At 71.9% G+C, this 14163-nt stretch carries 12 protein-coding genes; 6 read left to right on the top strand and 6 right to left on the bottom strand.

Annotation, left to right across the window (positions count from 1 at the left end):
• The first annotated feature begins 8 nt into the window (after positions 1–8).
• Positions 9–497, top strand: coding sequence for a glutathione peroxidase (locus ACERZO_RS43640; protein WP_372671862.1), 489 nt, complete (start codon positions 9–11; stop codon positions 495–497).
• Between the two features lie 39 nt (positions 498–536).
• Here the strand turns inward: ACERZO_RS43640 and ACERZO_RS43645 are convergent, their stop codons facing one another.
• Positions 537–1766: a YbiU family protein gene (locus tag ACERZO_RS43645; protein ID WP_372671863.1), complete on the bottom strand. Its 1230-nt coding sequence runs from the start codon at positions 1764–1766 to the stop codon at positions 537–539.
• 90 nt (positions 1767–1856) lie between these two features.
• Here ACERZO_RS43645 and ACERZO_RS43650 point away from each other — a divergent pair, with 90 nt between their 5' ends.
• Positions 1857–2975: an ROK family transcriptional regulator gene (locus ACERZO_RS43650; protein WP_372671864.1), complete on the top strand. Its 1119-nt coding sequence runs from the start codon at positions 1857–1859 to the stop codon at positions 2973–2975.
• Positions 2976–3254: 279 nt separating this feature from the next.
• Here ACERZO_RS43650 and ACERZO_RS43655 read toward each other — a convergent pair whose 3' ends face one another.
• Complete coding sequence (locus ACERZO_RS43655; protein WP_372671865.1) at positions 3255–5018, bottom strand: glycoside hydrolase family 2 protein; 1764 nt, start codon at positions 5016–5018, stop codon at positions 3255–3257.
• 116 nt (positions 5019–5134) lie between these two features.
• Here ACERZO_RS43655 and ACERZO_RS43660 point away from each other — a divergent pair, with 116 nt between their 5' ends.
• Positions 5135–6412, top strand: coding sequence for a glycosyltransferase family 4 protein (locus ACERZO_RS43660; protein ID WP_372671866.1), 1278 nt, complete (start codon positions 5135–5137; stop codon positions 6410–6412).
• A gap of 295 nt (positions 6413–6707) precedes the next feature.
• Here the strand turns inward: ACERZO_RS43660 and ACERZO_RS43665 are convergent, their stop codons facing one another.
• The gene (locus tag ACERZO_RS43665) at positions 6708–7487 is read right to left on the bottom strand and encodes a methyltransferase domain-containing protein (protein WP_372671867.1); all 780 of its coding nucleotides are present in this window, start codon (positions 7485–7487) and stop codon (positions 6708–6710) included.
• 142 nt (positions 7488–7629) lie between these two features.
• Between ACERZO_RS43665 and ACERZO_RS43670 the strand changes: the two genes are divergently transcribed.
• Positions 7630–8046 carry a hypothetical protein gene (locus ACERZO_RS43670; protein ID WP_372671868.1) on the top strand — a complete coding sequence of 139 codons (417 nt, stop codon included), beginning with the start codon at positions 7630–7632 and terminating at the stop codon, positions 8044–8046.
• Here ACERZO_RS43670 and ACERZO_RS43675 read toward each other — a convergent pair.
• The gene (locus tag ACERZO_RS43675; RefSeq protein ID WP_372671869.1) at positions 8043–8501 is read right to left on the bottom strand and encodes a nuclear transport factor 2 family protein; all 459 of its coding nucleotides are present in this window, start codon (positions 8499–8501) and stop codon (positions 8043–8045) included. The genes ACERZO_RS43670 and ACERZO_RS43675 overlap by 4 nt on opposite strands.
• Positions 8502–8583: 82 nt before the next feature.
• Here ACERZO_RS43675 and ACERZO_RS43680 point away from each other — a divergent pair, with 82 nt between their 5' ends.
• Positions 8584–9114: a TetR/AcrR family transcriptional regulator gene (locus ACERZO_RS43680; RefSeq protein ID WP_372671870.1), complete on the top strand. Its 531-nt coding sequence runs from the start codon at positions 8584–8586 to the stop codon at positions 9112–9114.
• Here the strand turns inward: ACERZO_RS43680 and ACERZO_RS43685 are convergent.
• Together ACERZO_RS43685 and ACERZO_RS43690 are read right to left on the bottom strand one after the other, a co-directional pair.
• On the bottom strand, positions 9105–9971 hold the full coding sequence (locus ACERZO_RS43685) for a hypothetical protein (RefSeq protein ID WP_372671871.1): 867 nt from the start codon (positions 9969–9971) through the stop codon (positions 9105–9107). The genes ACERZO_RS43680 and ACERZO_RS43685 overlap by 10 nt on opposite strands.
• Before the next feature lie 10 nt (positions 9972–9981).
• Complete coding sequence (locus ACERZO_RS43690) at positions 9982–10473, bottom strand: SigE family RNA polymerase sigma factor (RefSeq protein WP_372671872.1); 492 nt, start codon at positions 10471–10473, stop codon at positions 9982–9984.
• A gap of 143 nt (positions 10474–10616) precedes the next feature.
• Here ACERZO_RS43690 and ACERZO_RS43695 point away from each other — a divergent pair, with 143 nt between their 5' ends.
• Positions 10617–14153, top strand: a complete 3537-nt coding sequence (locus tag ACERZO_RS43695) for a S8 family serine peptidase (protein WP_372671873.1) — start codon at positions 10617–10619, stop codon at positions 14151–14153.
• Positions 14154–14163 lie beyond the last annotated feature (10 nt).

Consider the following 14163-nt stretch of genomic DNA (forward strand, 5'->3'; position numbering starts at 1 on the left):
GGACCTTCATGGGGATCCACGAAATTCCGGTCAAGACGCTCGACGGGCAGGACAGCTCGCTGGGCTCGCTCGCGGGCAAGGCGCTGCTCGTGGTCAACGTCGCGTCGAAGTGCGGCCTGACCCCGCAGTACTCCGGCCTCGAGCGGCTGCAGGAGCGCTTCGGCGGCCAGGGCTTCTCCGTGGTCGGTTTTCCGTGCAACCAGTTCGCGGGGCAGGAGCCGGGCAGCGCCGAGGAGATCCAGACGTTCTGCTCGACGACCTACGGCGTCACGTTCCCGCTGTTCGAGAAGATCGACGTCAACGGCGAAGGCCGGCACCCGTTGTACGCGGAACTGACCAAGACCGCCGACGCCGACGGCGAGACCGGCGACGTCCAGTGGAACTTCGAGAAGTTCCTGGTCAGCGCGGACGGCGAGGTCCTCGCGCGGTTCCGGCCGCGGACCGAGCCCGAGGACGAGAACGTCGTCAAGGCCATCGAGGCCGCGCTCCCGGCGTGATCCGGCCGCGCCGGGCTTTCGGGCCCGGCGCGGCGCCGTTCACAGGCCGAGCTGGTCGCGGCCGATCGCGGTGAGGTCGTCGACCGTGGCGCGGCCGGTCCAGGTCACTTCGTAGTCTTCGGGCGCGAAGTCTCCCGGGCTCGCGCCGGTCAGGAACGCGCGGCCGCACTTCTCGGCGTAGGCCGCGTTCTTCGGGCAGTGCGGGCTCGCCGGGATGTACATGACGTTGCCCCAGCGGTCCGGGTTGGTGCCGTCGGCGACCGCGTGGATGACGTCGCCGTGCCACCAGACCGTGTCGCCCGGTTCGATGTCGGGGATCGAGGTCAGCGCCGGCAGCAGGTCGTCGTGGTACTTGTCGTTCACCGGCAACGCCTGGCCGTTGGCCGCGCCGCAGAGGTCGTCGTCGGGGATGTCGTCCTGTAGCGCGCGAAGCAGCACGTACGCCATCGCCGACGGAATCGGCACCACGTGCAGCACGCCGTCGCCCTGGCGCATTTCCGACAACGCCGTCCAGCCCTGGAAGGTGCGGAAGGCCGAGCACATGACCGTCGACGGGTATTCGTCCACTTCGGTACGGTAGGCGCCGTCCCACGGGTCGTACTGTTGCCAGTTTCCGGCGAAGACGTGGCGGAACACCTGCTGGTAGGCGGGCAGCAGCCAGCGTTCGACCGAGCCGGAGTCGGTGTGCGCGGACAGGCCGAGCGACGCCGAGCCGGGCGGTCGGCGGCGGATGCGGTCGGGGTAGGCCGTGTCGCGATCGGGGTCGAACCAGACGCGGCCCTCGGACTCGTGCCGCCAGAAGGAGTTGAGGAACCGCCGGACCGCGACCATGTGCTCGTGCTGACGGGCCTGGATCTGCGGCTTCGACCAGTAGACCGGGTAGATCTGCGGCTGGCTCGACGCGAGACCGGCGAAGACGTCGTCGGCCGGGCCTTGGTAGGTCGCGGCGAAGTCGTTGCGCTCCAGGTAGGCGGCCAGTTCGACGTCCCAGGTCTCGGCCGTTTCGCGCGCGAAGGTGCCTTTGACGACGGCGCAGCCGCGGCGCCGGACCGCGTCGAGCGTGCGCTGCGGCACGGTGCCGTCGGCGATGTCCCGATAACGGACGACGGGGAAGGCGTCCTGGTCAGCGGCGACGGCGTCGACCTCGCGCCGCATCCGATCGCGGACGCCGGCGAACGCGCCGGCGACGTCGCCGATCTTCGCACGCAGTTCGTGCTTGGTCCGCGAGACGGCCTCGGACATGTTCGCGGGCAGCTCTGTGGTCGTCATCGGTGTCCCTCGCGATCTTTTGGTTAGGACTCCTTACTAGAATGTCCCGGCTACGGTAACCCCTGTCCGTCTCCCGCCACAAGAGGTGCGATGTCCCACCCCGAACGGCCGCTTCCGCGCCTGGCGATGCTGCGGGCCATGACCGACCGCGCGATGCTCGACCACGTTTTCGTCCACGGCCGGACCACGCGCGCGGAGCTCGCCGCGACCACCGGGATCTCGAAGCCGACGATCTCCGAGTCGGTCCGCCGCCTGGAGACAGCGGGCGCGCTGCGGGCCACCGGCACCGACCAGACGGGTCGTCGTGGTCGCATCGCGACCTTCTACGAACTGGCCGCCGACGCCGGGCGCGTGGTCGCCGCGGAGGTCAACCAGCAGGGCATCCGGACGGTGACGACCGACCTGACCGGGACGGTCCTGGCCACCGGCGACCATCCCCCGGAGGACGACCGGCCGATGACCGTGGCGGTCCGGGACGCCGTCGCCGCGGCGGGCGGAGCCGGGTCGGGGCCGGTGCGGGCGACCGCGATCTCGGTGGCCAACCCTGTCGACCCCGTCACCCACGAGGTCGTCGAGCTGCCGGGGTCGCCGTTTCCCGAGGGGCGGCTCCGCGCCGGGGATATCGGGCGTGACGTTTTGCTCGACAACGACGTCAACTTCTCCGCGCTCGCCGAACGGCGTGAAGGCGCCGCGCGGGAGGCGAAGAGCTTCGCTTACGTCTACGTCGGCGCGGGGCTCGGCGTCAGTCTCTATGTCGGCGACCAGCTCGTGCGAGGCGCGCACGGGCTCGCGGGCGAGATCGGGTACCTGGACAGTTCGGGGTCGACGCTCGCCTCGGCGCTCGCCGACCAGGGTTTCGGCAGGCCGGACGCGCCTTCGCTGGACGTCGACGCGATCTTGACCACGCTCGGCCAGGCGGACGGCGACGCCGTGGCCGCCGAACGGCTACGGCTGCTCGGCGCGACGCTCGGGCGGGCCGTGGCCGCGATCTGCACGATCGTCGACCCGGATCTGGTGCTGCTGGGCGGCCCGGCGGGGAGCCGGCCGGGCCTGGTGGCCGAGATCCGGCGAACGGTCCGCGCGGCGGCGCCCGGGCCGGTCCGAGTGGAGGCCGGCGCGGTGACGGACTCGGCCGCCCTGCGCGGCGCGCTGTTGTCGGCTCTCGACCACGGACGGGATGGCCTGGTCAGGGCCGTCGCCGAAAGCTGACCAGACGTTAAGGCGAGATGGCCCGGTTGGGGCCGTTGCCCACAGCCGGCCAGACGACAACACGAGATGGCCCGGTCAGAGCCGTCGCCCAAAGCCGACCAGACGACAAACGAGACGGTCAGAGCCGTCGCCCAAAGCCGGCGAGACCGCAGGGCGAGGAGCAGCACCTTCGCCGCATTCGACCACAACCGCGGCCCGCTCGAGTCCCGTCGCCGAAACCCGACCAAGCCGCGACCGGCCCGCGCTCGGCGCGACCGTTGCCGGGGGTCGACTATTGCCTCAGGCCGAGCCGGCGTCGATCACCGCTCGGGCGCACTTCGCGACCACCTCGGCGTCGACCTTGACCACCCGGCGGTCGTACGTCAGCAGGCCGTTGACCTCGTTCTCGACGTCGGTCGTCTGGGTGTACACCGCGCCGGACAGACCTCGCTCGGCCACCACTCGCTCCAGAGCGGTGCTCACCTCCGCGTAGCGCTCGGTGAGCCGCTCGCGGTTCGGCGTCATTTCGTACGCGTTCGGCGGGCCGGGCCAGCAGTGGTCCTCCAGGACGAGACCGAGGCCGCCGTACTCGCCGTCGACGATCGCCCGGCCGTCGACCACCGCCGGCTCCCCCGGGCCCACGTACGTGTGGTCGTCGTAGACGTCACCCGCGCCGGTGTCCGGGCGGGAGAAGCAGCAGTTGGCCCCGCTGTTCGCGATCACCAGCCGGGTCGGGTCGAGGGCTTTGACCAATTCCGCGACACGGGCCGTTTCGTACTCGCCCCAGCCCTCGTTGAACGGCACCCAGCCGACGATCGACGGGACCGCCCGCAGCTGCGTGATCATTTTGATCAATTCCGCCTCGAACAGCTCGCGCGCTCGCGGGACGGGGTCCGGCGCGATACCGGGCGGGCCGTCGAACGACACCGTCAGCGAGGGCATGTCCTGCCAGACGACCAGGCCCAGCGTGTCGGCCCAGTAGTACCAGCGCGCCGGCTCGACCTTGACGTGTTTGCGGACGAAGTTGAAGCCCAGTTCCTTCGTCTTCTCGAGGTCGAAGCGCAGGGCGTCGTCGGTGGGCGCGGTCGAGATGCCGTCCGGCCAGTAGCCCTGGTCGAGCGGGCCGTGGAGGAACGTCGGCCGGTCGTTGAGCGCGATCCGCGGGCGGCCTTCGGAATCCGGGAGCAGGCCGATCGTCCGGAGCCCGGCGTAGCTGCCGACCTCGTCCAGAAGCGCGCCATGACGGTCGAGCAGCTGGACGCGCAGCGTGTAGAGGTGCGGGTCGTCGGTACTCCAGAGGCGTGATTCGGGAACGTCCACGCGCACCGACGTCCCCGCCGCGCCCAAGCCTCGGGCGACCTCGCCGTCCGTGGTCGAAACGACGACCACGACCTCCGCGCCACCTGTGAGCTGCGCGAACACTGTCACGCCGGTGAGGTCTGGGGTAAGATCAAGTCGTTCAACACGAGACTGGGGCACCGGCTCGAGCCACACCGTCTGCCAGATCCCGGACGACGCCGTGTACCAGATCCCGCCGGGTGCGTTGCGCTGCTTGCCCACCGGGAAGGGCTCGATGTCGGTGCGGTCCTCGACCCGGACGGTCAGCTCCTGCGGCTCCGACGCGCGCAGGACGTCGGTGATGTCGGCGCTGAATGCCGTGTAGCCGCCTTCGTGCGTCGCGACGAGCTGGTTGTTGACCCACACCTTCGCCGTCTGGTCGACCGCGCCGAAGTGCAGGAGGATCCGCTGGTCACGCCAGTCCGGCGGGATTTCGACCAGGCGCCGGTACCAGAGGACCTCGTCGCGTCGGCCGATTCCGGACAACGCCGACTCCGGCGGGAACGGGACCAGGATGCGCTCGGCGTAGCCGGACGGTCGTGGTTCGTCCGGCGACGACGGCCAGCCCGCGTACTCCCAGACGCCGTTGAGGTTCAGCCAGCGCGGCCGGGTCAGCTGGGGCCGCGGGTACTCGGGCAGGGCGTTGCCCGGGCCGACCTCGGTGGTCCACGGGGTGGTCAAGGGCGGGCCGAGCCGGCGCCAGCCGGTGTCCTCCGGTGCAGTCATCCCCGCCGATGGTGGCAGAGATCGGCGGGGTCGCCAGTGAGCCTGGTCACACGCCTGGCCGGTCGGCTGGCACCGGGCGGCGCCGACCCCTTGCGACTCGCGAGTAACCTCTGCCCATGCGTGTGCTGATGCTGTCCTGGGAGTACCCGCCAGTGGCCATCGGTGGCCTGGCGCGGCACGTGCACGCGCTCGCCACGCACCTGGCCCGGCAGGGTCACGAGGTCGTCGTCCTCTGCCGGCACGCGGCGGGGACCGACGCCGGGACGCACCCGCGCACCGACCGGGTCGTCGAGGGTGTGCGGATCATCCGGGTCGCCGAGGACCCGATGCACGTGACGTTCGAACGCGACCTCGTCGCCTGGACGCTGGCCATGGGGCACGCCATGATCCGCGCCGCGCACGACCTGCTGCGCGGCTGGCAGCCCGACGTCGTGCACGCGCACGACTGGCTGGTCGCGCACCCGGCCATCGCGATCGCCGAGGCCGCGCGGGTGCCGTTGGTCGGCACGATCCACGCGACCGAGGCCGGGCGGCACTCCGGCTGGCTGTCGCACCCGCTGAACCAGCAAGTTCACTCGGTCGAGTGGTGGCTGGCGAACCGGGCCGACGCGCTGATCACCTGTTCGCAGGCCATGCGCCGCGAGGTCGCGCACCTCTTCGAGGTCGAGGCCGAGGACGTCACGGTGATCCACAACGGCATCGAGGAACGCGGCTGGCAGGTCCCGGCGAAGGAGATCGCTCGCGCCCGCGAGGTCTACAGCCCGGCCGGTGCGCCGCTGTTGCTCTACTTCGGACGGCTCGAGTGGGAGAAGGGCGTGCAGGACCTGCTCGCCGCGCTCCCCCGCATCCGGCGCCGGCACCCCGGGACGCGCGTGGTCGTCGCCGGAAAAGGACGGCACTTCGACGAGCTCGTCGAACAGTCGCGGAAGCTGCGGGTGCGGCGGGCCGTCGACTTCGTCGGGCACCTGTCCGACCGCGACCTGCGCGCGGCGCTGGCGGCGGCCGACGCGGTCGTGCTGCCCAGCCGGTACGAGCCGTTCGGCATCGTCGCGCTGGAGGCCGCGGCCGCGAAGGCGCCGCTGGTGGCGTCGACGGCGGGCGGGCTCGGCGAGGTCGTCGTGCACGGCGAGACCGGGCTCGCGTTCAGCCCCGGCGATGTCGCGGAACTGGCCAACGCGGTGACGGCGGTGCTCGGCGACGCCGACGCGGCGGCCGAGCGGGCGCGCGCGGCGCAGTCCCGGCTGGCCGCGGACTTCGACTGGGGCCGGATCGCGGAGGCGACCGTCGCGGTCTACCGGCGGGCCAAGCCGGGCGAGCCGGTGGAGCTGCCGCGGCCGAAGATCGCGACCGGGAACGCCTTCGAGCCCGTTGCCGCCGGGATGCCCGAGCTGTAGGCCGTGGTCGATCGACGACGAAAGCCCGAACTGTAGGTAGCGGCCCGCTCAGAAGTGACAGGGCCGGACGCAGTCCGGGCGGGCCTCGGTGGGCGCCGCCGTCGTGATCACAGCACCGAACGAAAATGACAACGCGACGAAAACGACGGCGATGACAGCTCTCAACCTGCTGGTCATGGGGACTCCTCGGGAAGGCCGGCGCAAGAACGCGCCTGGCAGCGAGCATCCGCGCCGGTTCCCGGGGAAACAATCAGCGGAACAGTACGGGCCGGTACGCATTCGCCTTGCGTGATCGTCAGCGGGTCCCCGTCAAGACGCGGACCCGGACCTCCTCACGCAGTGGTCCGAACGACGACAACGCCTCCCGGACGCGCTCGGTGAACGCCGGCCGCTCGTCGACGGCGGGCAGCTGCGCCGGGCTCATGGCCGAGAAAACGCCACCGACGATCTCCTCGATGCTCAACGCCGCGTCGTACGAGATGACCCGGGAATCGACCACGTACCCGGCTGCAGAGAGGGCGTCCGCGTAGCTCGACTGGCTCGCCGAGTCCGTGCCGCACGTCCGGTGCGGCGGTGTCCCCAAAAACGACGACAGCACCTCCCGCAGCGCCGAAGACCACGCCGTGTCCTGCAGCCACAGCGGCTCGCCGTTCGTCACCACCGCGACGCCGCCGCCCGGGCGCAGCAACGTCCGCGCCGTCGTGAACAGCCGCTCGTGGTCCATCCAGTGCAACGCCTGCGCCACCGTCAGCGCGGCCAGCCGGCCCGGGCCGACGACCGGCGTCAACGCCTCGATGTCGGCGTCCGCGCCCAGGAGCCAGCTCACGTTCGGCGACGACGTCGCCGAACGGGCCTGGGCGAGCATCGCCGGTTCCGGGTCCATGCCGAGCACCGCGCCCACCAGGGGCGCCAGGACCCGGGTGAGCTGGCCGGTGCCGCAGCCGAGATCGAGCACGACGTCCTCGAGGGTCAACGCGAACGACGTCGTCAGCGCATCCGCCACCGCGGGCGGGTAGCCGCGGCGGAACCGCTGGTAGTACTCGCTCACTTCGCCGCCGAACGCCGGTTCCGTCATGCCCCGAGCCTGGCCGAGGTGGCCGCCGGCGGGTCCTCGTTCCGCTCAGGGCGGACTCGAGCGTCACAGTCGGATCTCGACCGGCAACCCTGTGGCCTGCGCAAACGCCCTGGTTACACGAACCGAACTCCGTGAGGTCATCATGAAGATCCTCTCGCTCACCGCCGCGTTCCTGCTCGCGCTCACGCCGGCGGCCGCCGCGCAGACCACGTCACCGCCACCACTGCCCACCTGGCTGAAGTTGTCCGGCTACAGCGGACATCCCGGCGAGAAGGTCTCCGTCACCGTCGCCTGCGATGGTGCAGCGGGCCCGGTCACGACCAAGGCGCTGCGCATCACGACACCCCCGGCCCCCGACGCCGAAGGACACCAGCCGTGGGCGTTGTTCGGCGAAAGCGTCGTCGCGGCCGTCGCGCCCGGCACCTACCCGGTTTCCTTCCGCTGCGCGGGGAAGCCCGTCACCGTGCACTTCACGGTCCTGGCGGCGAAGTCCCGGCCCGGCCAGGTGAAGGTCCTCCCGCAGGGTGCACCCCGGACCGGGGACGGCTCGGCCGCCTAGAAGACCGGCAGCAGCACGCCGTGCTCGGACTCCGGGCGCGGGCCGAAGATCCGGCGGTCCGACGCGTCGATCGGCACGTCGTTGATGCTCGCCTCGCGCCGCCGCATCAGGCCTTCGTCGCTGAACTCCCACAGCTCGTTGCCGTAGCTGCGGAACCACTGCCCGTCGGCGTTGCGGGACTCGTACTGGAACCGGACGCCGATGCGGTTGCCGCGGAAGCCCCACAGCTCCTTGCGCAGCGCGTAGTCCAGCTCGCGCTCCCACTTGGCCGTCAGGAACCTGACGATCTCCGCGCGGCCGACGACGTGCTGGTCGCGGTTGCGCCAGACCGAATCCTCCGTGTACGCGAGCGAGACCCGCTCCGGGTCGCGGGTGTTCCACGCGTCCTCGGCGGCCTGGACCTTCTGGCGGGCGGTGTCCTCGTCGAACGGCGGGAACGGCGGACGCGGGCTCATGAGCACTCCTTCGAAGACGTGGAGAACGTGCGTTCTCCGGTAGTCTAGAGAACGCTCATTCTCCGCACCAGAGGCAGGTGACATGACCCCCACGGAGGCGACCGACCGGTTGCTCGAGGCCGCCGAGGAGCTCTTCTACGCCCACGGCGTCCAGGCGGTCGGGATGGACGCCGTCCGCGCGCGTTCGGGCGTCTCGCTCAAACGGCTCTACCAGACCTTCCCGGCGAAGAACGACCTGGTCGAGGCCTACCTCCGGCGCCGCGACGAGCGCTGGCGGGCGTCGTTGCGCGCATTCGTCCACGCCCGCGGCGACGACCCGCTCGCCGTGTTCGACTGGCTGCGGGACTGGTTTTCCGAGCCCGGCTTCCGCGGCTGCGCGTTCGTCAACTCCTTCGGCGAGTTCGGCGAGCCGGCACCGGGTGTCGCGGCGGCGATCCGCGAGCACAAGGACCAAGTCCGGGCCTATCTGCGTGGTCTCGTCTCCGGCCAAACCGTCGCCGACCAGCTGTTCTCACTCGTCGAAGGCGCGACCGTGCTCGCCGCGATCACCGGCGAACCGGGCGAAGCGAGCACGGCCCGCGAAGCCGCGAAGGTCCTCCTGGCTCAGGGGTAGAGCGTCAGCCCGGGGTCGAGCGCGATGGCGGTCAGCTGGGCGAGGCTCAGCGGCGGCGACGGCATGTCCGGCCCGTCCGGGTGAGGCTGCTTGGCGTCGTCGGCGACGTTCTGCGCCTCCACCATGACACCGGTGCCGTCGGGTTTGGTGACGTTCGTCCGGTTGGCGGTCCCGTATCCCGGGGAGCTGAGCGTTTCCTCGACGACCGTCTCGCCGTGCGGCCCGGCCTTCCGCTCGCAGGACTGCTGCGTGTCCACGGGCGGCTTGCCGCACTCGGTGGCCGGGGTGGCGGTGCCGCCCAACCGGGTGACGATCGCCCAGACGTTGCCCTTGCGCGAACCGTCGACCGTCGTCGCCGCGGCCATGAAGTAGTCCTCGCCGCCGCTGCACGAGCTCTCGTGCGCCACCCGCGCGGAGAACACGTGGTAGAAGCCCAGCGGCCCGTGCTGCTTCCCCTTCGGGTACTCGCCCTGCGCGTGCGGCTGCAGCTTCGTCCCGGCCGCGACCCGCTGCTGGACGGCGGCGGTCAGCACCCCGGAGAGCCGGCTCGCCGCGACGTCCGTCTTCTCCGGGATCGGCGCGCCGGTCTGCGGCGGGTAGGGACTGACGGCGCACGGATCCGGCGACGCCGGCGCCGAAGGCGTGTTGGCCGGCACCAGCGCCCTGACCGGCTCACCGGGCGCGAACACGAAAACCGCGCCGACGACCACCGCCGCCACGCCCGCCCCCGCGGCCGTCCACGGGATCGCCACCCGCCGCACCCGGGCGCGACGGCGTTCGCGGTCCAGCACCGCTTCGACGTCCACAGTGGACACCGGCACGACGCCGATCGCCGCGTCGAACTGCTCCTTGCTCATGACCCCTCCTTCAGCTTCGGCTCGCGGCGACGAGCGCGCGCAGCGAGTCGAGCCCGCGCGCGGTCTGGCTCTTGACGGTTCCGGGCGAACATTCGAGGATCTCGGCGGTCTCCTCGACCGACAGGTCGCAGTAGTAGCGCAGCACCACCGCGGCCCGGCGCCGCGGCGGGAGCGCGTCGAGCAGCTCGAGCAGGCCGAGCCGTTCGACGACGTCGTCGCCGGGCAGCACGGCCGGTTCCGGCAGCGTCTCCGCCGGCTCCTCCCGCCGCCACGCCCTGGCCTTCTCGTCGAGCCACGTCCGCACCAGGATCCGGCGCACGTACGCGTCGACGTGCGCCATCCGCCGCGCCCGCGGCCAGTGCCGGTACAGCTTGCCGATCGTGATCGACACCAGGTCGTCGGCGAGGTGCCAGTCCCGGCACAGCAGGAACCCCGTCCGCCGCAGCACGTCCATCCGCGCCGTGACGTAGTCGCGGAACCCCGTCTCTTCCGACCGTTTCACGCGTTCCTCCTCGTCGCCCCCACACCCTCTCCAACGGGACCGGCGGGCACCGGGGTTGCTCGGAGATCGGAAATCGGGCAACCCGCGGGCGCGCGGTGGCCGTTCCTCCAGCCGAGGGACCCACGACAGTGAGGAAACATCCCATGAAACGACCTTTCGCCGCGATCCTCGCGGCGACCTCGGCCGCGGCCGTGCTCACCGCGCCGGCCGCCGTGGCCGCCGGCGAAGCACCCGTGACACCCAGCCGGATCACGCTCGTCACCGGCGACCAGGTGCTCGTCAGCGGCGCGGACGTGCGGGTGCTGCCCGCTCGCCGAGACCGGCCGGTGCCGTTCCAGCAGTACACGCGCCGCGGCGACGCGTACGTCCTGCCCGGCGACGCCGCCGGACTGGTCCGGTCCGGGCGGCTCGACGAGCAGCTGTTCAACGTCACCGGCCTGCTGCGGCAGGGCTACGACGACGCCCGGACGCCGCACGTGCCGTTGCTGGTCCGCCAGGCGGGACCGGCGATCGCCGCGCGGACCGGCGTGGCGGCCCGGCCGTCCGCGCTCGGCTACACCGCGCTCGACGAGCCGAAGTCGGGCGCCGCGGCGTTCTGGAACCGGCTCGCCGCGGAACCCGCCACGCTCGCGGCGGGCACCGCGAAGGTGTGGCTGAACGCGAAGATGCGCGCGAGCCTCGACCAGAGCGTGCCGCAGATCGGCGCGCCCGCGGCGTGGCAAGCGGGGCTGACCGGCCGCGGCGTCGAGGTCGCGGTGCTCGACACGGGGATCGACGCCGGGCACCCGGACCTGGCCGGGCACGTGGCGCTGAGCAAGGACTTCACCGGCAAGGGCAGCGTCGAGGACGGCGCGGGGCACGGCACGCACGTCGCGTCGACGATCGCCGGCTCCGGCGCGAAGTACCGGGGCGTGGCGCCCGACGCGACACTCGCCGTCGGCAAGGTCCTCGACGACTCCGGCAGCGGAACGTTCGACCAGATCCTCGCCGGGATGCAGTGGGCGGCGTCCGAAGCGCACGCCCGCGTCGTGAACATGAGCCTCGGCGGCGGCCCGTCCGACGGGACCGATCCGGTGTCCGAAGCCGTGAACACCTTGTCGCGCCAGTACGGCACGCTCTTCGTCGTCGCCGCGGGCAACTTCGGGCAGGACGAGTCCGTCGCGACGCCGGCGGCGGCCGACGCCGCGCTCGCCGTGGCCGCGGTGTCCAAACAGGACGTCCTCAGCCCGTTCTCCAGCCGGGGCCCGCGGGTCGGCGACGGTGCGGCCAAGCCGGACGTCGCCGCGCCGGGCGAGTCGATCACCGCGGCCTGGCCCGGCGGCGGCTACCAGACGCTGGACGGCACTTCGATGGCGTCGCCGCACGTGGCCGGCTCGGCCGCGATCCTCGCTCAGCAACACCCCGACTGGACCGCCGACCGGCTCAAGGCGGCCTTGACCAGCACCGCCACCCCGATCGACGCCGGCCCGGCCGCGGTCGGCACCGGCCGCGTCGACGTCGCCCGCGCGACGACCACGACGGTCACCGCCACCGGCAGCGCCTCGGCATTCCTCCCATGGCCCAACCATGGGATGACCGGCAAAGCGGCCGTGACCTGGTACAACTCGGGCGCGGCGCCGGTGACGCTGACGCTCGAGTCGTCCGTCGAGGACCTCACCTTCCCGGCGACCGTGACCGTGCCGGCTGGCGGCAGCACCCCCGTCGAACTCAGTTTCCCCGCACGGGACGGGCACCCGGGCACCTTCGCCGGCATCCTCACCGCGCGCGGCGACGGCGTCAGCACCAGAACGGCGTTGTCCCTCAGGCAAGAGGACGAGACGTACGACCTGACCGTCGGTCTCGTGAACCGCGACGGGAAGCCGTGGACGCCGACGGGCTACCCGCCGGTGACGATCGTCGACCTGGACACCGGCGCACTCACCCAAGGCGAACCGGGCACCTTCCGGCTGCCACGCGGCCGGTACGTCGTGAACAGCGTCATCGAAACGCCGCGGCCGGGCCAGGAACGGTCGTACAGCTTCCTCACTCACCCCGAGCTGGTCCTCGACCACGCTGTCACGCAAACCTTCGACGCCCGAGACGGCAAGCCCGTGTCGCTCGAGCCGGACAACCTGGCCGCGCGCGGCGGCACCCACAGCGTCCAGCGGCTGAGCCGGATCACGGCGTGCGCGTGCGTCTTCTCCAACGGGTTCGACCTCGACCCGCGCTTCCACGAGGCCTTCGCCGCGACGGTCCCGGGCACCTCGTCGACGACCTTCGCCTTCAGCCAGACGCGCCGGGCCACCCAGCCCGACCTGGAGCTGACCGCCGACGACGGGCAGCCGTTCGCCGTCCGGGGCGTGTGGCTGGAGTCGGCCGCCCCGGCCGGGACCAGCACGCTCCCGGTCGTGTCCGGCGGCGCCGGCACGCCCGAAGACCTCGCGAAGATCGACGCGCACGGCAAGCTCGTGGTCGTCCGGTTCCCGCTGGGCATCCCGATCGACGAGGCCTACCGGCGGCTGGCGGACGTCGAAAAGGCCGGGGCGAAGCTCGGCATGGTCGACCTGTCCGGTGACGCGGCCGCGACCACGGTCCTCGGCGGCCAGTTGCCGGCGTTGACCCTGCCGGTGATCTGGAGCGGTCAGAGCGTCACCGCGCAGCGGTTCACCGAGCTGGCGAAGAAAGGCGGCGCAACGGCGACGGTCGTCAGCCGTCCGTCACCGGAGTTCCGCTACGAACTCGCCGACGGCGTCGAGGGAAGCCTGAGCGCTCCCCGCGTGCAGCGGCCGAAGACCCGCGACCTCGCCGAGGTGCGCACGGCCTACCACGACGGCGCGCCCGGCGAGGTCCGGTACGTCGCCGGGTACGGGTTCTTCGGCCGGATGATCGGGTACGGCTACACCGAACCCGTTGCCGCGCAACAGGAACGCGTCGAGTACTACACCCCCGGAAAGTGGGACGCGGTGTGGACGGCAGGCTTGCGCGGTGAGCTGAGCCAGGACCTCGACGTGGCCGCGGGCCGGAAGTACCGGCTGACCTGGAACAAAGCGGTCGCCGGACCGTCGTTGCGCGGCCTGACCGTGACGCACGCGGGCGAGCAGCCGCGGCCGTGGGCGTGGCGCAAGGACGGCGTCTTCGACCTGTGGCTGCCGATGTTCGGTGACGCCGCCGGGCACCCGCGCACACCCGATTTCGGGGAGCCGGGATCCGTGACGCTTTCGAAGGACGGCGTCGCGATCCCCGTCGAGCCGACGGGAGCGCCGACCCAGGCGAGGATCCCGGTGCCGGACGCCGACGGCGCGTACCGGCTGACCGCGGACGTCCACCGGCATGCCGACTGGTGGCCATTGTGGACGGACGTCTCGGCCGAGTGGGCGTTCCGCTCGTCGGCCGCCGCCGACGGCAAAGCGTTGCCGCTGCTCACCGTCCGGTTCGATCCCGCGGTCGACGTCCGCAACCGCGCACCGGGCAACCGCGTCTTCACGTTCCCGGCGTACGTCGAAGGCGGCCGGTTGTCCGTCGAAACGTCCACGGACGACGGACGCACCTGGCAGCCCGCCGCCGCGTTCAGGACCGGCGACCACTGGACTGTTGCGGTCCGGAATCCGGCGAGCGGGTACGTCTCACTGCGGGCCAGCGCGGCCGACGGCGACGGGAACACCTTGCGGCAGACCGTGATCCGCGCCTACGCTGTGGGCTGAACGTGAACTG

Source organism: Amycolatopsis kentuckyensis, assembly GCF_041679295.1.
In the GTDB taxonomy this organism is placed as follows: Bacteria; Actinomycetota; Actinomycetes; order Mycobacteriales; family Pseudonocardiaceae; genus Amycolatopsis; species Amycolatopsis kentuckyensis_A.

What these genes read in the sequence shown, in the direction of transcription:
- ACERZO_RS43640 (WP_372671862.1), top strand. Translation starts at nt 9, where the DNA reads ATGGGGATCCACGAAATTCCGGTCAAGACGCTCGACGGGCAGGACAGC.
- ACERZO_RS43645 (WP_372671863.1), bottom strand. Translation starts at nt 1,766, where the DNA reads ATGACGACCACAGAGCTGCCCGCGAACATGTCCGAGGCCGTCTCGCGG.
- ACERZO_RS43650 (WP_372671864.1), top strand. Translation starts at nt 1,857, where the DNA reads ATGTCCCACCCCGAACGGCCGCTTCCGCGCCTGGCGATGCTGCGGGCC.
- ACERZO_RS43655 (WP_372671865.1), bottom strand. Translation starts at nt 5,018, where the DNA reads ATGACTGCACCGGAGGACACCGGCTGGCGCCGGCTCGGCCCGCCCTTG.
- ACERZO_RS43660 (WP_372671866.1), top strand. Translation starts at nt 5,135, where the DNA reads ATGCGTGTGCTGATGCTGTCCTGGGAGTACCCGCCAGTGGCCATCGGT.
- ACERZO_RS43665 (WP_372671867.1), bottom strand. Translation starts at nt 7,487, where the DNA reads ATGACGGAACCGGCGTTCGGCGGCGAAGTGAGCGAGTACTACCAGCGG.
- ACERZO_RS43670 (WP_372671868.1), top strand. Translation starts at nt 7,630, where the DNA reads ATGAAGATCCTCTCGCTCACCGCCGCGTTCCTGCTCGCGCTCACGCCG.
- ACERZO_RS43675 (WP_372671869.1), bottom strand. Translation starts at nt 8,501, where the DNA reads ATGAGCCCGCGTCCGCCGTTCCCGCCGTTCGACGAGGACACCGCCCGC.
- ACERZO_RS43680 (WP_372671870.1), top strand. Translation starts at nt 8,584, where the DNA reads ATGACCCCCACGGAGGCGACCGACCGGTTGCTCGAGGCCGCCGAGGAG.
- ACERZO_RS43685 (WP_372671871.1), bottom strand. Translation starts at nt 9,971, where the DNA reads ATGAGCAAGGAGCAGTTCGACGCGGCGATCGGCGTCGTGCCGGTGTCC.
- ACERZO_RS43695 (WP_372671873.1), top strand. Translation starts at nt 10,617, where the DNA reads ATGAAACGACCTTTCGCCGCGATCCTCGCGGCGACCTCGGCCGCGGCC.